Annotated in this window: 16 protein-coding genes, 1 tRNA gene and 1 pseudogene; 10 read left to right on the top strand and 8 right to left on the bottom strand. The window is 63.8% G+C overall.

Annotation, left to right across the window (positions count from 1 at the left end; all coding sequences use genetic code 11):
* Positions 1 to 5: 5 nt before the first annotated feature.
* On the bottom strand, positions 6 to 1,232 hold the full coding sequence (locus ACWTU8_RS21135) for a hypothetical protein (RefSeq protein ID WP_455849706.1): 1,227 nt from the start codon (positions 1,230 to 1,232) through the stop codon (positions 6 to 8).
* A 339-nt stretch (positions 1,233 to 1,571) separates the two neighbouring features.
* On the opposite strand from ACWTU8_RS21135, the gene ACWTU8_RS21130 reads away from it, so the two are divergent.
* Positions 1,572 to 1,647, top strand: a tRNA-Thr gene (locus ACWTU8_RS21130).
* Positions 1,648 to 1,708: 61 nt separating this feature from the next.
* Here the strand turns inward: ACWTU8_RS21130 and ACWTU8_RS21125 are convergent.
* Entirely contained in the window at positions 1,709 to 2,836 is a 1,128-nt protein-coding gene (locus ACWTU8_RS21125; RefSeq protein WP_455849705.1) for a PQQ-dependent sugar dehydrogenase, read from the bottom strand.
* 306 nt (positions 2,837 to 3,142) lie between these two features.
* On the opposite strand from ACWTU8_RS21125, the gene ACWTU8_RS21120 reads away from it, so the two are divergent.
* The 3 genes from ACWTU8_RS21120 (at position 3,143) to ACWTU8_RS21110 (ending at position 4,626) form a co-directional block, all read left to right on the top strand.
* Positions 3,143 to 3,568, top strand: coding sequence for a globin family protein (locus tag ACWTU8_RS21120; RefSeq protein ID WP_455849704.1), 426 nt, complete (start codon positions 3,143 to 3,145; stop codon positions 3,566 to 3,568).
* A gap of 66 nt (positions 3,569 to 3,634) precedes the next feature.
* Positions 3,635 to 3,961, top strand: coding sequence for a hypothetical protein (locus ACWTU8_RS21115; protein ID WP_455849703.1), 327 nt, complete (start codon positions 3,635 to 3,637; stop codon positions 3,959 to 3,961).
* 128 nt (positions 3,962 to 4,089) lie between these two features.
* The gene (locus ACWTU8_RS21110; RefSeq protein WP_455849702.1) at positions 4,090 to 4,626 is read left to right on the top strand and encodes a DUF2380 domain-containing protein; all 537 of its coding nucleotides are present in this window, start codon (positions 4,090 to 4,092) and stop codon (positions 4,624 to 4,626) included.
* Between the two features lie 121 nt (positions 4,627 to 4,747).
* Here the strand turns inward: ACWTU8_RS21110 and ACWTU8_RS21105 are convergent, their stop codons facing one another.
* From ACWTU8_RS21105 to ACWTU8_RS21080, 6 genes and pseudogenes are all read right to left on the bottom strand, one after another.
* Positions 4,748 to 6,346, bottom strand: coding sequence for an indolepyruvate oxidoreductase subunit beta family protein (locus ACWTU8_RS21105; protein WP_455849701.1), 1,599 nt, complete (start codon positions 6,344 to 6,346; stop codon positions 4,748 to 4,750).
* The gene (locus tag ACWTU8_RS21100; protein WP_455849700.1) at positions 6,339 to 8,492 is read right to left on the bottom strand and encodes a thiamine pyrophosphate-dependent enzyme; all 2,154 of its coding nucleotides are present in this window, start codon (positions 8,490 to 8,492) and stop codon (positions 6,339 to 6,341) included. Before ACWTU8_RS21100 ends, ACWTU8_RS21105 begins: the two co-directional genes overlap by 8 nt.
* 44 nt (positions 8,493 to 8,536) lie before the next feature.
* Positions 8,537 to 9,016 carry a MarR family winged helix-turn-helix transcriptional regulator gene (locus ACWTU8_RS21095; RefSeq protein ID WP_455849699.1) on the bottom strand — a complete coding sequence of 160 codons (480 nt, stop codon included), beginning with the start codon at positions 9,014 to 9,016 and terminating at the stop codon, positions 8,537 to 8,539.
* Positions 9,016 to 10,587, bottom strand: coding sequence for a phytoene desaturase family protein (locus ACWTU8_RS21090; RefSeq protein WP_455849698.1), 1,572 nt, complete (start codon positions 10,585 to 10,587; stop codon positions 9,016 to 9,018). The genes ACWTU8_RS21095 and ACWTU8_RS21090 overlap by 1 nt, the downstream gene beginning before the upstream one ends.
* 43 nt (positions 10,588 to 10,630) lie before the next feature.
* Positions 10,631 to 10,806, bottom strand: a pseudogene (locus ACWTU8_RS21085) (precorrin-3B synthase); the annotation flags it as partial.
* A 94-nt stretch (positions 10,807 to 10,900) separates the two neighbouring features.
* Entirely contained in the window at positions 10,901 to 11,692 is a 792-nt protein-coding gene (locus tag ACWTU8_RS21080) for a cyclase family protein (RefSeq protein WP_128345086.1), read from the bottom strand.
* A gap of 121 nt (positions 11,693 to 11,813) precedes the next feature.
* Between ACWTU8_RS21080 and ACWTU8_RS21075 the strand changes: the two genes are divergently transcribed.
* The 6 genes from ACWTU8_RS21075 (at position 11,814) to ACWTU8_RS21050 (ending at position 18,647) form a co-directional block, all read left to right on the top strand.
* Positions 11,814 to 13,388: a phytoene desaturase family protein gene (locus ACWTU8_RS21075; RefSeq protein ID WP_455849697.1), complete on the top strand. Its 1,575-nt coding sequence runs from the start codon at positions 11,814 to 11,816 to the stop codon at positions 13,386 to 13,388.
* Between the two features lie 106 nt (positions 13,389 to 13,494).
* The gene (locus tag ACWTU8_RS21070; RefSeq protein ID WP_065005941.1) at positions 13,495 to 15,021 is read left to right on the top strand and encodes an ABC transporter substrate-binding protein; all 1,527 of its coding nucleotides are present in this window, start codon (positions 13,495 to 13,497) and stop codon (positions 15,019 to 15,021) included.
* 70 nt (positions 15,022 to 15,091) lie between these two features.
* Positions 15,092 to 16,099 (top strand): ABC transporter permease, encoded by a 1,008-nt coding sequence (locus ACWTU8_RS21065; RefSeq protein WP_455849696.1) that lies wholly within the window; start codon positions 15,092 to 15,094, stop codon positions 16,097 to 16,099.
* Complete coding sequence (locus tag ACWTU8_RS21060; protein ID WP_455849695.1) at positions 16,092 to 16,940, top strand: ABC transporter permease; 849 nt, start codon at positions 16,092 to 16,094, stop codon at positions 16,938 to 16,940. Before ACWTU8_RS21065 ends, ACWTU8_RS21060 begins: the two co-directional genes overlap by 8 nt.
* On the top strand, positions 16,937 to 17,824 hold the full coding sequence (locus ACWTU8_RS21055) for an ABC transporter ATP-binding protein (RefSeq protein ID WP_455849694.1): 888 nt from the start codon (positions 16,937 to 16,939) through the stop codon (positions 17,822 to 17,824). The genes ACWTU8_RS21060 and ACWTU8_RS21055 overlap by 4 nt, the downstream gene beginning before the upstream one ends.
* The gene (locus ACWTU8_RS21050) at positions 17,817 to 18,647 is read left to right on the top strand and encodes an ATP-binding cassette domain-containing protein (protein WP_455849693.1); all 831 of its coding nucleotides are present in this window, start codon (positions 17,817 to 17,819) and stop codon (positions 18,645 to 18,647) included. The genes ACWTU8_RS21055 and ACWTU8_RS21050 overlap by 8 nt, the downstream gene beginning before the upstream one ends.
* Positions 18,648 to 18,680 lie beyond the last annotated feature (33 nt).

The raw sequence follows: 18,680 nt of genomic DNA, 5'->3' as shown, positions 1-18,680 counted from the left end.
ATGCTCTACGGAACAATCGAGACGCGGATCTCGTAGATGTCGACCGACTTCCCCTGCTTTTCGAAGTCGGAATTGATGGCGATGGTGCCGGCAGCGCCCGGACGCTTGTCGGGAAACCGCACGTCGAAGAGATATTCGTTGCGCTCGTGGCCGACCGCGTAGCGCTTGCGGCCGCAGTCGCCGAGTTCGCCGAAATTGCAGTCGACGGAGATCTGCGTCTCCTTGCCCTCCTCGGAGCGGGCGATGATGTCGAACGTGGCGTGCTTGCCGGCGAGTTTTTCCAAAACGCCTTGCCCGACGTCGAAGCTGATCGCCGAACCGGAGGCGCCCGACCGGATGCGCAGGAAGGAACCGCTGTCGTCCTGCATGACTTCGGCCTTGGCATCCGAAGGCGCACTGACAAGCGTCGGGTCGCTCGGCGAAAACACATTGATCCAGTCGCGCTCCACATCGCCGGGGTTCAGCGGCGAGGCCGTGTCGCCTGGTGGCGTGAAATCATCGTCTTCCACAGTCGGAGCCGTTTGCGGCGGGGCCGTGTCGAGTTCGGCCGCTGACTTGAAGACGCCGGTCTGCGCAGCGAAATAGAGACCGATACCGACAGCTGCGAGCAGCGTCACGCCGAGGAAGATCGCGGTGAGAGGCAGGCGGGGGCCTCGCACACGCCTGTCGTCGCGGTCGGGCATCACCTCTGCGTCATCGTCTCCGGTCGATGGAGGGGACGACAAGTCGATCTCCGGCGCACCGGGAAAAGCCGCTTCGGGCATGATATCGGGAACGACCGGCAAGACGCGCGAGCGCGGAGCGTCGGAAGCAGGGGGCGCGTAGGAAGCAGGGGGCGCTTCGGATGCAGGAGGCTTCGGCGGACCGTCGATAACGACGTCAGGCGGGGACGCGGGTTCAGCATCTGCGCCGCCATCCGGTTCGGCTTCGGCCTCGGCTTCGGCTTCGGCTTCGCTGTCAGCCGGCTGCTTCACCGCCGGTGCGGCAGCGTCATCATCGGTCGGCCGGCCCACGCCGGAAACCGCCGGCAGGAACTCGGATTCGATTTCGGTGATCTTGGCCTGCACCGCCTTGCGGCGCTTGATGGCGACTTCCACCGTCACGCCCGGGTTGGCCTGCAGGGCACGGTCAAGTGCGGCGAAAGCCGATCGATAGACCCGCTCGCGAAACGCGCGGTCTTCGGCATTGCCTTTCTCCAAGGCATTCCGGATCGCTTTTTCGATCGCGTCCAAACGGGACCCCTCTGCACGTACGGTCACATTGTCATGATCGTTAGCCGTAGGCGATCAATCAATCAACGGGCCAGCGGCCGCATTCTGCCTTGGCGAGGCATCCAAAGCCCATTTCGGCGGTTTTCGGTAAAGGAATCAACATTTTTCGCCGATTTCCCGATGCAGCGGCGACGCGACCGCGCGCAACCTGCCGGTACCGCATCGCGCCACCGAATGACGGATCGGCGCGGCGGCCGCTTGTAGGCGCGGCATGAGCCACACGAAATGCCAAGTCCCATCTTGAATTTATGGTGGGTTGCGTCTATCACCCAGCGCATCTTGGAGGCCTCGGCTTCCCGGGCCGCTTTAGCTCAGTTGGTAGAGCACATCATTCGTAATGATGGGGTCAGGTGTTCGAGTCACCTAAGCGGCACCACTATTTCATTTTTCAAGGCTTTGCGCTTCTTTCCATCGGAAGTCTGTCGCGCCGCATGGGGTCACTGCGACGCTGCCGGCGCCAGTCGCAATATCCTTCCCGCTGGCTCGTCGGTCAACGCCATTACCGCGCCGTCGGGAGCCTGCACCACGTCTCGGATACGCCTGCCGAGAGCGAGGACTTCCTCGCCGGCGACCTGCTTTCCGTCGATCCTGACACGAACGATGCCTTCCGCCGAAAGTCCGCCAATCAGGAGGTCGCCTCGCCAATCGGCAAACATGTCGCCGGTGTAGAAGGTCATGCCGGAAGGCGAGATGACCGGCGTCCAGCTATGGATGGAATCGGCAAACTCCGGCCGGGTCGAAGGATCGGGGATGCGTTCGCCCGAATAATGCCGGCCCCAGCTAACCACAGGCCAGCCGTGATTCCTGCCCGCTTCCGGAATGTTTAGCTCATCGCCGCCGCGCGGTCCCATTTCCGCCGTCCAGAGCACGCCGGTTTCGGGATGGATCGCTGCGCTTTGCACATTGCGATGCCCGTAGGACCATATCTCGTCGGCGCCGTCCTTGCCGACGAAAGGATTGTCGTCAGGCACAGAACCATCGGGATTGATGCGGACGACCGTGCCGAGATGATTGTTCGCGTCCTGCGCCTGTTGCGCCTTGCCGCGATCGCCGAGCGTGACGAAGAGCTTGCCGTCCGGCGCGAATACCAGGCGGGAGCCGTAGTGGTGCCGGCTGGACACGGCTGGTTCCTGCCGGAAGATCACTTCGAAGTTCGAAAGCGCGCTGCCGTTCTTATCCAGACGTCCACGGCCGACGGAGGTGGCCGCGCCGCCGCCGCGTTCCTCCGAGTAGGAGAGATAAACCGTCCGGTTGTTGGCAAAGTCCGGATCGAGCGCCACATCCAGCAGACCGCCTTGTCCGCTGGCGAGGACGTCCGGCACACCGTCGATCGGATCGGAAACGGCCCCCTCGGTCGAGACGAGCCGCAGGCGCCCCGGACGCTCGGTGACCAGCATTGCGCCGTCGGGCAGGTAGGTCGCGCCCCAGGGATGTTCGAGCCCTTCGGCAAAGGTCTCGACCGCAATGCGCCCGGTCTCGCTCTCGATGCTGCCGTCCTGCGCGAGCGTGGTCGAGGGCGCACCGAAGGCAAGAAGAAAAGACGAAGCAATGAATATCTGCAGCATGATTTCTCCATCCGAACGGGGGCATAGGGGAGGAGCCGCCGGCTCCCCGATATAATGACCGACTGCCGATGCAGTTCCAAGCTGGCGCGCGCGCCTAGGTTTTCAACTATGACCAGGTCCGGATCGAGCGAGATGAGCACGGGGCCCTGTGGCACCCTTAGTACGATCTACCTAAAAAGAAGCCAAATGAGCGCGAACTGAAAAACCATCGAGACACAACTGAAACACATCTGCGCGCAGGCGACATGCACGCGAAACGCTTTGGGGCGATGGTCACCCCAAGCCAGGAACGCAGGAGCGTCGCCGATGACACCCGACCAGATCAGACTTGTCCAGGATAGTTTTCGCGAGGTCGTCCCGATTCGCGTGGCCGCCGCCGCGCTGTTCTATGACCGCCTGTTCGCGATCGACGCGGACCTTCGCGCGCTGTTTCCGGTGAGAGACATGACCGAGCAAGGCGCCAAGCTGATGGCGAGCCTGGGTTTCGTCGTGCACGGATTGGACCGTGCCGACACCATCCTCCCAACGGTGCGCGTGCTCGCCAAGCGTCACGAGACCTACGGCGTCGAGGAGCGTCATTACCCGATCGTCGGGCAAGCGCTCATCGAGACCCTGGCAGTCGGCCTCGGTCCGGCTTTTACACCGGCTGTCCGCGACGCTTGGGAGGCAGCCTACGGGTTGCTCGCGAATGTGATGATCGCGGCTGCCCGTGAGGATCAGCTCGCAGCGTGATTTTATTGGATGCAGCCGAAGGCAACCATCCAGCCGAACGGCAAATCATAAATAGAGGAGAAAACGATGTTCAGATACACAGCTCTTGCAGCGCTTTGCGTTGTGGCAGGTGCCGCTTCTGCCGGCGAACTCACGGCCCGTCAGGGTGGGAGCGTCGATCTCGGCAACTTTCACGGCGTCGTCTACTACACGGAGGCGGCTGACGGCTACCGGGTGGTCACCACGATGACGGCGGGCGAAGAAAGTTTGCCAGTACGTTTGGTCGCGACCCTCACCGAGGGCCAGGCGTTCGTGATCTCGGTTCCGGGCGAGTTGGCAGGGGCCGGCCAGGCACTCGAAATCTCGCGCGCCCAAGGCAAGCTCGTTGTCGCCAAGGTGGAGTCCACTCAGTAACGGGCGGAAAGTTGACGTTGCGACGTAACTGGATAGCCTTGCGCTTGCTTTCCGCGTCTTCCATCAACGCGACGAGACAATCGGCACCGCCAAAGGGGATGACTATCGTCCCAACCTCGGAGAAAAAGATGCTCAAGGTGCAATGCGCAGAGGTTCGTTTTCGACTTTTTGAGTGCGGACGATTTCTCCTGACGCTGATCGGCGCTGGCGTGCTTGCGTCGGCCGCGTTTGCCGATGCCGAGCCCACGATCCTCGCCGTCGCGGATTTCGAGTTCAAGGATACATCAGGCGAAGTCAGGGACCAGACCGCCGAACACGAGGCGCGACTGAAGGCATTTGGCGTTGCGTTGCATGATGGTCTTTCGGGCAACCAGAAGATCGACCTCGTCGCACTACCCTGTCAGGCAGAACAGTGCACCATTAAAGACCCCGGCCTTGTCGATCTCTCCAAGCGGGCAAGAACAGTCAGCGCGAAATATCTCCTGATCGGTCAGGTGCACAAGATGAGCACGCTGGTTGGCTGGGTGAAGTTCGCAGTGCTGGATTTGAACGACAACAAACCTGTCTGCGATCGCTACCTGACCTACCGCGGGGATACCGACGAAGCGTGGCGACGCGCAGCAGAGTTCACGGCGCGCGACATCGAGAAGCACTGCATTCCGTAGCTATCCACAGGAAGCCCGGCGACCGAATAGGTCGCAGCAACGCAGCAGCGTCGGTGATCAGACCGGCAGGAATGCGATGACGTCTATGTTCAGTGACGCAAGCGTCACCTGGATCTGCCGATCAGCTTGATGAACCCGGGCCATCGCCCAACGACGCCACCGTTTTCAGCGCGCCGTCGAGCATGTCGCCCTTCTCGTCCTTCAACGCGGCTTCGCGCAAGCGGCGGATCCAGTCCGCGGCGTCGGCGCGGCCCTTGAGCAGATCGAGTGCCGACAGCAGGCGGTCGAATTTCGACTGGGCGCGGGCATGGGTGTCGCTGTAGCCCTTGATCAGGCGGCGACAGTTGAGGATTTCGACGGAGAGTGCGTAGTCCTCCCTGACATGGCCGAGCGCCAGCGCATACCAGCGCTCGAGATGTGCGGTCTCGACCTTGTGGCGCAGCAGGCGACGGCGCCAGCGACGCAGGCCGCCGATGAACCACAGCGCGACGAAGCCGGCGAAACTGTCGGTGCGGATGCGGCGGCCATGGTTGATGCGGCGGTCAAGGAAGGCGGCAAGCTTCGGCCGCGCCTCGATGTAACTGCCGAGGCCGGACGGCAGCGTGCCGCAGAATTCCTCGATGCGCGGATGGAAATATTCGGTCACCTGGAGGATCGTTCCCTCCTTAACACCGACCTCGCGGCGCACCCGCTTGTCGCGCGTCGAACGCGTCTTCAGGTCGGCGACGCGGATCATGTCGTCGTAGCACATGGCGTTGGCCAAATGCTTTGCCGCTGATATCGATAGCGCGTAGTCATGTTCGGCATTGTCCAGAGCGACGGCCCGGTCGAGCCGGTCGAGATACTCGCCGCCATAGGCGATGTCCTGATAGTCGACGACTTTTTTCAGACCGCGAAACGCCATGTCGTGCAGGGGAAGCGGTAGCGCATCGACGCGCGCCGCAAGGTCCTGCCAGCCCTTCAACAGGCTTTCCGGGCCGCTCACCTTTGCCGCCGCGCCCGAGCCGGTTTCAGCAGCTTTCGGCTCTGCGATCTTGTCGCCCAGAGGTGGCGTGTTCGGGATGTCGCGGGCGCGATCAAAGGACACGCCGAAGGCGGCGAGGCTGGCCTTCACGCCGCGGCCGCCGGCACTGATCGCCTGTTCATAGCTCTCGCGTGTGAACGGCAAGACATCGGAGCCGGCCAGCGCGCCGAGCAGGCTGGCCGAGATCATCGAGCCGTTGTCGGCGGCGATCTTCTCCATGTCGAAGGCGATGAAGCGCTTGGCCGCCGTTTCAGCCGTGGCATGCACCTTTGAGGACGAGGCGCGGCCATCGCCGGGCTCGATCTTTTCCGAGACCGCGGCGATGCGATGCGACGAGGCAATCAGCGTCGTGCGCTCCGGCGTGACGAAGCCGCGGATGATGGCGCGGCCGGCTTCCATCAGTTCGGCGGCGATCAAGATGTCGACGTCGCCCTGCGAGGGCGACAGCGCAAAGACCGGCAGGCGGCCGGTGTCGCGGCACATTTCGACATAGTAGATCGTGGCGCCGGTGCGCTGGGCGACGCCGGCGACCGAGGTCGATTGCGCGACATAGCCATTGCGTTCGGCGACGTCGGTGATCCAGTCGGCGAGCACGCCGCCGCCCTGGCCGCCGACCGCCAGCACGGCAAGCTTGATGACGCGCTCGCCTTCGGGAGCACCGGCGTTCGAGCGCGATGAGGGAACGGCGTCAAGCATCGGCGAATGTCAGGCGCCGGCTTTCACGGCGCCGCTGCAAGAGGCTGATCGTGGCGCGACGCGCGGCTTCGAGGAAACGGTCCCAGCGGCTGGGATTGTGCACCACGTCGGCGCGGTAGAAGGACGGGCACAGCACCGCCGCATCGGCAACCTCGCCGCAATTGCCGCAGCCGACGCAGCTCTGGTCGATATGCGCCACCGGATCGTCGCGCAGAGGATCGTCCAGCGACTTCACCGACAGCGACGGGCAGCCGGAAAGCCGCATGCAGGCATGGTCGCCGGTGCAGATGTCCTCGTCGACGCCGAATTTCGGCTTGACGATCCTTTTCCCGCCCTTGATCGCCTTGTCGACCAGCGGCTTTTCGCGGCGCTGCCGGTTCAGCATGCATTCGGACGAGGCGACGATGACTTTTGGGCCCTTCTCGTCCGTCGTCAGCGCCTCGCGCAGCGTGTCCTGCATCTTGGTCACGTCATAGGTGCGGTCGATGTGGCGCAGCCATTTGACGCCCATGCCCTTCACCGCCTCGGTGATCGGATGCTTGGTCGATTTCGTCTTGTTGCCGGCGCGGGATGAAAGGATGTCCTGCCCTCCCGTCGCCGCCGAATAGAAATTGTCGACGATGACGATGACGCCGTCGTTCTTGTTGAACACGGCGTTGCCGATCGATGAGGTCAGGCCGTTGTGCCAGAAGCCGCCGTCGCCGACGAAGGAGATCGACCGGCGCTTGGCATCGGGCGAATTGAACGCTGAGGCCGAGGCCGGCCCCAGCCCGTAGCCCATGGTAGTAGCGCCAAGCTCGAAAGGCGGCATGATCGAAAACAGATGGCAGCCGATGTCGGAGGCGATGTGGTGCTTGCCGAGCTCCTGCTCGACCAGCTTGGTGGCGGCGAAGATCGGCCGTTCCGGACAGCCGACGCAGAAGCCGGGCGGACGGCCCGGAACGACGTTGATCAGGTCGGCGGTATCGAGCCCGTCGCCGATCTTGTTCGGCGCGCGGACTTCGCCCGGCAGCAGGTGCGGGATGGTGGCGCGCAGGAACGATCCGATGCCGTCGAGCATGACCTGGCCGGTGTATTCGCCGGCCATCGGCAGGTGCTCCTTGCCGACGAGTTTCGTGCCACGCCCGGCCTTGTGCAGCATCGATGCGAAAGCCTGCTCGATATAATTGGGCTGGCCTTCCTCGACGACGAGCACAGCGTCCTTGCCCTCGCAGAAGGACAGGAACTCGTCGTCGACCAAGGGATAGACGGCATTCAGCACGTAGAGCGGCACGTCTGTCACACCATAGGTGTCGGCAAGGCTTAGCCGTTGCAGCGCTCGGACGACCGAATTGTACATGCCGCCCTGCATGACGATGCCGACCGAGCCGTGCTCGGGACCGAAGAACTCGTTGATCTTATTCTTGCGGATAAAATCGACCGCCGCTGGCCAGCGTTTCTGCACCTTTTCCTTCTCGTGTAGGAAGGAGGCGGGCGGCAGCACGATGCGGCCGGTGTCGCGGCGCGGCGCGTCGAGCGCATCAGCCACCGTCATGGTCGGCCGCTTGTTGTCCTTGGCGATGAAACGGCCATGGACGTGGCAGCAGCGGATGCGGACCTGCAGCATGACAGGCGTGTTGGAAACCTCGGACAGCTCGAAGCCGTCCTCCACCGCCTTGACGATCGACGGCAGGTTCGGCCGCGGGTCGAGCAGCCAGACCTGGCTTTTCATGGCAAAGGCGTGGCTGCGCTCCTGCATGATCGAAGAGCCTTCGCCATAGTCCTCGCCGACGATGATCAGCGCGCCGCCGGTGACGCCGCCCGAGGCGAGATTGGCGAGCGCGTCCGACGCGACATTGGTGCCGACTGTCGACTTGAAGGTCGCCGCACCGCGGATCGGATAATGCACAGATGCGGCCAGCATGGCGGTGGCGGTGGCTTCCGAGGCGCTCGCCTCGAAATGCACGCCGAGCTCGCCCAGAATATCCTGCGCATCGGCCAGCACATCCATCAGATGGCTGATCGGCGCGCCCTGATAGCCGCCGACATAGCCGACGCCGCATTGCAGCAGCGCCTTGGTGATGGCGAGAATGCCCTCGCCGGAAAACTCCTCGCCGGCGCCGAGCCTGAGCTTTTCGACTTCCTTGGCAAAAGACCGTTCGGCCATTTTGGGCTCCTTCCGTTACCGCCGGCATCCGGCAGCGCGTAAGATCAAATGTCGTGCTTGCGAATGTTCTTCAGCATCTTCTGCAGCGTCGCGATCAGCGCCGCATATTCGGCATCGTCGACGTCGTCGAACATCGCCTCGAACGCGTCGTGCATGGCCGGCCAGGCGCGGCCGAACTCGGCGCGACCCTCGTCGGTCAGGAACACATGGCGGATGCGGCTGTCGGTGACTCCCTGCTCCCGCCGCACAAACCCTTGCCCTTCCAGCGTGTCGAGCGTCCGGCTCAACGTGGATTGTTCGATGACCGTGTAGACCGAGAGATCGTTGACGGTGACGCCGTCGGCGACCGACAGCACGGCGAGTGTGCGCACCTGTGGGATGGTCAGGCCCTGCTTGCGAAAATCGTCGCGCAAGGTGGCGTTGTAGCGGCCCATGATGCGGTTCATCAGATAGGGCGCGAATTGCTGCAGTCCGATCTGGCCCAATGTCGAGATGCGCTGGCGCTTTTCAACCTTCTGTTCCATCACAGCCTCCCCGCCAGCAGAAAGCCGGAACCGCCGCCAAGCCCGGCGCCGGGATGGGTCGAGGCTCCGATATGGTAGAGGCCCTTAATCCCGGTGTCGTGATTGCGGCTCGTCTTGAACGGCCGCCACAGGAACGACTGGTCGATGGTCGATGAGCCGCCATAGGGATCGCCGCCGACCAGATTGACGTTGATCGCTTCCAGATCGGCCGGCGAATAGGCGCGGCGTGCAATGACGCTGTCCTTGAACCCGTCGATATGGCTGGCGAGGATCGCTTCGGCACGGTCCGCGTAGGCCTCGCGCAGCGCGTCGGTCCAGCGGCCGTCGGCCGGTGTCTGCAGTTTGCCGGCGGCATCGCCCTTGATATGGCGTGGCGCCTCGGGCAGTTGCAGCCACAGGATCGCCTTGCCTTCCGGACAGCGCGAAGGATCGAGCGCATGCGGCTGGCCGACGCAGATGGTCGGCACCTCCGGCAGCGTGCCCCGCGTGGCCTCGTTGCAGGCTTTCGACACGCCGTCGAGCCCCGGTGTCAGATGCAGCAGCGCGACCTTTGCCAGGCCCTCGCCGCGCCATGCGGGCGGCTTGTCCAGGGCATAGTGTATTTGGAAATTGCCCTTGCCGTAGCGGTATTTCTGCGCCGCCTCGAGGTCGGCTTTCGGAGCCGCGTCGCCGAGCAGCCGCCCGTAGAGATGGGTCGGCGTGACCGAGCAGATCACGCTCTTCTTCGCGGTGACCGTTTCGCCCGAAGCCAGCCGTACGCCCGTGGCTCGGCCTCCGCTTTGGATGATGGAGGCAACGTCCCCTTCAGTCCGGATCACGCCGCCGCGCTCCTTGATCAGCGCTTCGAAGGCGGACAGTAGATTCCTAGCGCCGCCCTTGACGATCGGCGCGCCGGCAGCTTCCAGCGCAAAGGCGATAACCCTGGCGATCTGGCCGGAGAACGCGTCTTCAGGCCCAAGACCGGCATGCAGCACCCAGGGCGCCCACAGCGCCCGGGTGATCTCCGACTGGTAAGTGTTCTCCAGCCAGCCGCGCGCCGGCACCAACGCATCTCCGAGAAAGGCGGCAAGGCCGCGCGGGCCGCGCCGCCAGGCTTCGCCCGCCAGCAGCCTGGTCGTGGGGTAAGACCACAGGCTGCCGCCGAGCAGCCCGAACAGCAGGCCGGCATTGCGCTCGATCTCGCCGACGTCGCTGCCGTGTCGGTCGCCATCGCCTGCGGCAAGCGCATTGGCAGCCGCGACATTGGCGGGCCGATCGGTGCGTAGGACGGCATAGCTGCCGTCCGGCCGCAGCACGCCGGTCGGCGTGCTGGTGTTGCAGAATTCCAGGCCGTGCCGCGCCAGATCCTTGCCCAGCGCCGCATAGGCAGGCGAGGTGATGAACAGTACGAAGGTCGTCGCCATCACGTCGTGGATGAAGCCGGGCGCGGTGATCTCCTCAGTGCGCATGCAACCGCCGATGCGGTCGTTGCGCTCGAGCACCAGCACCTTTGCCCCCTTGCCGCCAAGCATCGCCGCGCAGACCAGCGCGTTGATGCCGCTACCGACGATGATGTGATCGGGCGCGTTCATCTGCGATTGCTCCTCGTCCTCGGGAGGTTGGAGTCAATTGCGCGGGTTGGCGTTCCTTCGCGCCCCCCTCTGTCCTGCCGGACATCTCCCCCACTTGGGGGGAGATCGGCCGTCGCTACGGCCTTCACCAATCTCCAATGTCGCAGGAACAAGCGCCTCGCCAAAGCTGCCAATCTCCCCCCTCGTGGGGGAGATATCCGGCAGGACAGAGGGGGGCGCCGTAGAGCGACAGCGCTACAAGGCTGCCGCTCCAAATCCGTCACTACAGCATTGCCTAAAAGCATGATCTTCTCCCGAAGACCGCCACCTCGTCCTAATGCCTTGGCACCAGAGCCAGCGCGCGGATCGGGCTGCCGGTGCCGTGCTCGATTTTGAGCGGTGCGGCGATCAGGATCGCGCCTTTCGGCGGCAGCCGGTCGAGATTGCACAAGCTGGCGAGGCCGTAGCGGTTGGCTTTGTGCATCAGGCTGTGCGCTGGGAATGGCGGCTCCATTCCCCCTGCTTTGCCGGCATCCGTGCCGATCGTCTCGCTGCCCCAGCCCTTGATGTCTTTGCTGATCAGGTACTGGATGGCCTCGGCCGTCGGTCCGGGGGTGTGCGGTCCGGTCTCGTCGGCGTTGAGGAATTCGGCTTCCGAGCCGTTGCGCTTATACCAGTCGGTGCGCATCACCACCCATTCGCCGGCGTTAATCGGGCCGTGCTCGGCTTCCCACGCCTTGATGTGGTCGACTGTGAGGAGGAAATCGTTGTCGGCGGCGGCTTGCTTCGAGCAGTCGATGACATTGACCGGGCCGACGAAATTCTGAACCGGAATGGTGTCGGTGGCACCGTCCGGATAATCCTTGCCGGTAATCCAGTGCTGCGGCGCGTCGAAATGCGTGCCCGAGTGTTCGCCGAGCTTCAGCCAGTTCCATGCCCACCACGGACCGTTCTTGTCATAGTGGGAGATGGCGTGGATCTCGACCTTCGGCGTGTCCACCGCCAGCTCCGGCGGCAGCTTGATCAGCGGCGTGTTGGGCCCGAGCGGCGCCGTCAGGTCGACCACCTGGATGGTGCCTGAAAGAAGCTGGCCGGCGACCTCGCCGAGGAGTTGTTGCGTGTCCATGGTCTCTATTCCCTCTTTCTTGGTGATGATCAAGGCTCTTTGCGGCCTTTAATATCCTACTAGACTAAAACATATGCATCTGCAATTATCTTTAAGCATAAAGGAAATGGGTTGGGTGGGTGTGAGCGAGTTTGACGCCATATTCGTCGGGGCAGGCCACAACAGTTTGGCATGCGCCGCGCATCTGGCGCTCAAAGGTTGGAACACCGGGATTTTTGAGCGCAGCGCAACTATCGGCGGCGCTGTCCAGAGCCGCGAATTCACGCTTCCGGGCTTCCGGCACGATTTCGGCGCGATGAATCTGAGCCTGTTCGCCGGCTCGGCCTTTCACAAGAAATATGCAAATGAATTGAAAAGCCATGGGCTGGAATTTGCGCCGGTCGCCGATTGCTTTGCCAGCGCCTTTCCCGACGGACGGTGGTTCGGCGTCAGCAACGATCTGGAAAAGACCGCGTCGCGCATGGCAGCTTTTTCCGCAACCGACGCCGCCACATGGCGCCGGCTGGTCGGCGCCTTCCCGGTGGAAGCCGAGCATCTGTTTCGGCTGCTCGGCTCACAGATGAGCGGGCGGGCGCTGGCCGGCACCGCATGGAACCTGTGGCGCAAGAAGGGCCTTGCCGGCGCGCTCGACACCGGCCGGCTGCTGCTCTCATCACCACGCTCGTGGCTCGAGGAGAATTTCGAGTCGCCGCATGTCAGGGCGACGCTCGCCACCTGGGGCATGCATCTCGACTTCGCCCCTGACATCGCCGGCGGCGCGGTGTTCCCCTATCTGGAATCGATGGCCAACCAGTGCTTCGGCATGGTGCTCGGCAAGGGCGGCGCCGATACCATCATCCGCGCGCTGACCGGCATGGTCACCGTTGCCGGCGGCCAGATTAGCACCGGTGCTGAGGTGGCCGAGATCACGGTGTCCGGCGGCCGAGCGACAGGCGTGCGGCTTGCTTCCGGCGAGACCCATACTGCCACCAAGGCGGTGATCGCCGGCGTTGCACCCGGGGCGCTAGCCGGAAAGCTTTTGCCTGATGGTTCCGGAGACGCCGGCTTCGACACGGCGATGAAAAAATTCCGACATGCGCCGGGCACGATGATGATCCATCTGGCGCTTGACGATCTGCCGGACTGGCGCGCCGGCGCCGAGCTTCGGCAATTCGCCTACGTCCATCTTTCGCCGTCGCTCGACGCCATGTCGCGGACCTATCAGCAGGCAATATCCGGCATGCTGCCGGACGAGCCGGTCCTTGTCGTCGGCCAACCGACTGCGGTCGATGCATCGCGGGCGCCGGAAGGCAAGCACGTTCTATGGGTACAGGTGCGGATGCTGCCCGCCGAAATTTTTAGCGATGCGGCCGGCAAGATCGCGCCAGCTCATTGGGATCGGGTCAAAGAACGCTACGCCGAGCGCGTTCTCGACATCATCGAGACCTATGCGCCCAACCTTCGCCGGAATATCCTCGGCCGTGCCGTGTTCTCGCCCCTCGACCTCGAACGCGAGAACCCCAACCTCGTCGGCGGCGACCAGATTTGCGGCAGCCATCATCTGGCGCAGAATTTCCTGTTTCGTCCGGCGCGCGGCTTTGCCGGCTGGAATACGCCGGTCATGAATTTGCATCTCACCGGTGCTGCAACATGGCCGGGCGCCGGCACAGGCGCGGCCTCGGGCTATATGCTCGCCCAACAGCTCGGCGGGAGGTAGAATTCAAAACACTTGCGGGTGAAGGAGAGGCAATGCGCGGTTGCCCAAGGAGCCTGAACCCACTGCATGATAACGACGCGCATAGAAAACCAACAGGGGAACGACCATGACAATCAACAGACGAGAATTGCTCGGATATGGCGCAGCAGCACTTGGCGCCACCGTCATCGGCCTGCCGCAAATAGCCAAGGCAGCCGGCGAACTGACCATCGCGTACAACGTCAACCTGCCGTCCTGGGACCCGACAACCGGGCCTTCGGCGGTCAACCCGACGATCCAGGGCCTCTACCAGTCGGTGTTCGATCAGTTCATCCCGCAGAAGCCGGACCTTTCCTTTGCGCCGGGCCTGCTCACCGAATGGGGCTGGAACGACGACCGCAGCAAGATCATGATGACGGTGCGCGAGGGCGTCACCTGGCATGACGGCTCGCCGTTCACCGCCGAGGACGTGGTATGGTCGCTGCAGCGGGCGGGCGACGAAAAGACAGGGAATCCGATCCAGTTCGTCTGGAAGAACGTCAACAACTTCAAGATCGCCGGCAACAAGATCACTGGCGACGTCGTGCAGTTCGACCCGGTGTATTTTAAGTGGATGTCGTTCCTGACCGGCTACATCATGCCGAAGGCTTACTACGAGAAGGTCGGCGCCGAAGGCTTCGAGAAAGCCCCGATTGGCACCGGCCCTTACATGGTCGACAAGTTCGAGCGCAACGCCTTCCTGCGGCTCAAGGCCAACCCGAACTACTGGGGCGGCAAGCCGGCTTTCGAGAATGTGACGATCAAGTTCGTCACCGACGCGGCGAGCCGCGTTGCCGAAATCGAGTCCGGTTCTTCGCAGGTGACGCTCGAAATCCCCTATGAGGAATATGATCGCCTGGTCGCCAAGGACGGGCTTGCCGGCTCGTGCAAGAACGTTTCCGACATCGGCATGATCTTCTTCAACGACATCGATGTGATGCTGGACAAGAACGTCCGCCAGGCCGCGGTGATGGCGGTCGACAAGAAGCTGCTCGTCGAGCGGCTGCTGCGCGGCTACGGCCAGCCGATCGATACGCTGGAGACGCCGGAATACGAGGCCTACGACCCGTCGATCAAGGTCGAGCACAATCCGGAAAAAGCTAGGGAATTGCTGGCCGCGTCGGGCTACTCGCCGGAGAAGCCGGTCAAGTTCACGATTCAGACGACTAAGGGCTTCAAGCCCAAGGATTACGAGATGGTCCAGGCGATCGTCGGCATGTGGCGCAAGGTCGGCATCGAGGCGTCGATCGAGGTCTACGAGATCGCCAAGCACTACGAGCTGCGCGCCGCCGACAAGCTGGCCCCGGCCGCCTTCTACAATTGGGGCAACGCCATCGGCGATCCGACCACCTCGACCGGCTTTGCCACGTATGGCCCGAGCCCGCATTCGGTGTGGGACAGCCAGGATCTGATCGACATGATCAACCCGCTATGGGGCGAGAAGGACGAGACCAAGCGCATCGCCGGCTGGAAGGCTGTCGACAAATACATCGCCGAACAGGCCTATGTGCTGCCGCTGATCCAGTATGCGCAGCCGATCGTGCACGCCAAGGGCGTCAATGTCGTGCAGCATGTTTCCGGCGCGCTTTTGCCGGCGCTGATGACCCCGGCCTGACATCGGCCAGGGATCGACGCGCGCCGACCGCAATGACGGCGCGCATTTTCCGCCACGCATACAGGCGACCATGCTGCTGCAAAGATTCCTGATCCGTCTTTTGACGATGGCGATCACGCTGCTCGGCGTCGCCGTCGTGGTCTTTGTCGTCATTCGCGTCGCGCCCGGCGATCCGATCGCGATGATGCTGCCGCCCGGCGCGACCGATGCCGACATCGCCCGGCTGCGCGCGCTCTACGGGCTCGACAAAACAATCGTCCAGCAGTTCTTCATCTGGCTGTCCGGCGTCATCAGGGGCGATTTCGGCACCTCGATCTCGCTCCGGCAGGATGTGCTGGGCCTGGTCTTCAACCGGCTGCCGGCGACACTGGAACTCGCCATCGTCGCGCTGTTGATGGCGCTGGCGATCGGCGGCACGACGGCGATCCTTGGGGCGCGCGAACGCGGCACGGCAGTCGAAGCCGGTATCGACATCGCCAGCGGTGCAGCGCTTTCCATTCCCGACTTTTTGTGGGGCCTGGTGCTGATCCTTTTGTTCGGCGTGCTGGTGCCGGTGTTCGACATTTCCGGCCGGGTGTCGCCGCAGCTCGACCTGCCCTTCGTCACTCAGTTCTATCTGTTCGAGAGCATGGTGCGGCTGCGCTTCGACCTGACCAAGGACCTGCTTGGGCACATGCTGATGCCGGCCGTGGCCCTGGCGCTGCCGCTCGCCGCGATCATCTCGCAGCTGTTGAAACAGTCGCTGAAGGAAGTGCTCGACCTCGATTACGTCGTGTTGGCGCGGGTGAAGGGCTTTTCGGAAACGCAGGTCATTTTGCGTGAGGCGCTGAAGAACGCCGCCCTGCCGACGCTCACTCTGGTCGGCGTGCAGTTCACCTTCCTGATCGGCGGCACGGTCATCGTCGAACGGCTGTTTTCCTATGAAGGCCTCGGCAACATGGCGATCGACGCCGTCATCAACCGCGACCTGCCGCTGATCCAGGGCATCGTGCTGGTCTTCGCGCTGCTGTTCGTGCTGATCAACCTCACCGTCGACATGATGTATGCGCTGCTCAATCCGAGGCTGCGCCATGGATGAGGGCCGCATTTCAAGACATGGCTCGGGCGCAAGGCTGTGGCTGGCCGGCGGCTGGCTGCTGCTGGCTTTGCTTGCCGCGATCTTCGCGCCGCTGGTCGCACCGCAGAACCCGCTGGCGCAGGATCTGATGTTCGAACGCCTGCCGCCCTTCTGGATGAGCGGCGCGGAGCCCGGCTTCTGGCTCGGCACCGACAGCCTCGGCCGCGATCTCCTGTCACGGCTGATCTTCGGCGCCCGCATCGCCTTGATCGTCGCCTTCGCAGCGGCCTTGGCCGCCTGCCTGATTGGCTCGACGCTCGGCCTGATAGCAGGCTATTTCGGCGGCTGGGCCGATCGCATCATCTCGCGCATCGTCGACGTCTGGATGGCGTTTCCGCCGGTGCTGTTCGCCATCCTGCTGGTTGCCGTGCTCGGCACCGGTCTGAGCTCGGTCATCATTGCCATCGCCGTCATCGACTGGACGCGCTTCTGCCGGGTGATCCGCGCCGAGACCATGGGCCAGGCGCGCATGGATTATGTCGAGAACGCCCGCATCGCCGGCTATGGCCGCATCGGTATCATGCTGCGCGAAGTGCTGCCCAATGTGGTGCCGTCGATCGTCGCGTTGCTGTCGCTCGAAATGGGCATCGCCGTGATCGTCGAGGCGATCCTGTCCTTCGTGAACCTGTCGATCTCGACCGACGATCCGACCTGGGGCGGCATCATCGCCGAGGGCCGCCTGTCGATCCATCAGGCGTGGTGGGTGCTGGTGTTCCCGCTGGTCACCCTGATCCTGACGGTTCTGTCGTTCAGCCAATTCGGCGAGGGTCTTAAGGCGCGTTTCGATCCGGTGCTGCGATGAACGCCACGAGACCTTGCCTCGACATTCAGTCCTTGAGCGCCGTGCTGCCGAATGGCGCGCGCGTGCTGCGGTCGGTGTCGCTCGCCGTTCAACCGGGCGAAGTTCGCGCGCTGGTCGGCGAGAGCGGCGCCGGCAAGACGATGATCGGCAAGGCGGTACTCGGCGTGCTGCCGCCCAGCGTGCGCGTCGTCGATGGCGATATGCTGCTCGAGGGCGAGGACCTCGGCCGGCTTCAGCCAAAGGCGAGGCGCACGCTGATCGGAGCGCGCACCGCACTGATCCCTCAAGACCCGCTGACCGCGCTCAATCCGTCGCGCCGCATCGGTCCGCAGATGACCGACCGGCTGGTGCGCATCCTCGGATGGAGTGGGCCGCGAGCCGACGCCCGCATCCGCCACTTGCTCGACGCGGTACAGATCCGCGACCCGGACCGCGTCCTCAAATGCTATCCGCACGAGCTTTCCGGCGGCATGCGCCAGCGCGTGCTGATCGCCGCAGCCTTCGCCGCCGAACCAAGGTTGATCGTCGCCGACGAGCCGACCACGGCGCTAGACGTAACCGTGCAGAAGCAGATTTTGCGGCTGATCGCGCAATTGCAGCGCGAGCACGGCACGGCGATCCTGTTCGTCACCCATGATCTCGGCGTGGTCGCCAAGATCAGCCAGAAAGTGTCGGTGCTCTATGCCGGCAAGGTGGTGGAGGAGGCCGAGACGGCGGCGCTGTTCGCGGCTCCGCAGCACCCCTACACGCGAGCGTTGATGGCGGCAACACCGCGCTACACCGATCCGTTCGCCTCGCTGAAACCGGTGGACGAGGCGGTATTGGCCGGACTGGCCTCGGAGATCGCCGCTGCCGACCAGGCCTGGAGGCGGCCGCATGGCTGATCCGCTGTTTTCCGTGCGCGGGCTGAAAGTCGCGTTGCCCGACTTTACGCGCAAACCACTGATCGGCCGGGCGCCGATGGCCGAGATCCTCAAAGGGCTTGATTTCGAGCTGCCCAGGGGATCGGTGACCGGCATCGTCGGCGAATCCGGATCCGGCAAATCGACGCTCGGTCGCGCTTTGGTGCGCCTCCTGGAGCCGAGCGCCGGCAGCATCATCTTCGACGGCCGCGATATCACGCATCTGCCGGAGGCGGAGCTCAGGCCGCTGCGCCGCAACCTGCAGATGATCTTCCAGGATCCGATGTCGTCGCTTAATCCGCGCCGCACCACCTTCAGCATTATCGCCGCCCCACTCAGGCAAAACGGGTTTGGCGACAATCTCAAGGGTCGTGTCGCGGAGGCGCTGCAGCGCGTCGGCCTGCCGCTAAGTTTCGCCAGCCGCTATCGTCACCAGCTGTCGGGCGGCCAACGCCAGCGCGTCGGCATTGCCCGGGCACTGGCGCTGGCGCCGAAATTCGTGCTGGCCGACGAGATCGTCTCCGGCCTCGACGTGTCGACCCAGGCACAGATCCTGACGCTGCTGGAACGGCTGGCCGCCGAAATGGGCCTGACCGTCGCCTTCATCAGCCACGACCTGTCGGTAATCCGGCGGCTTTGCCGGCAAGTGATCGTCATGCGCGAAGGCGTGATCGTCGAGGCAAGCGCCACCGACGCTTTGTTCGCGAACCCGCGGCAGGCTTACACGCGCGATCTTCTCGCAGCCATCCCGCTGCCCGAGATCGATGACGGCTGGCTGCTGCCTGCCGCGAAGGCGCCGGCATGACATCGGTCGCAACGATCATTCACAGCACATCTC

It is taken from the genome of Mesorhizobium sp. BHbdii (genome assembly GCF_053848045.1).
Note: the sequence above shows the minus strand (reverse complement) of the source record. Positions and strands in the feature narration are given on the sequence as shown.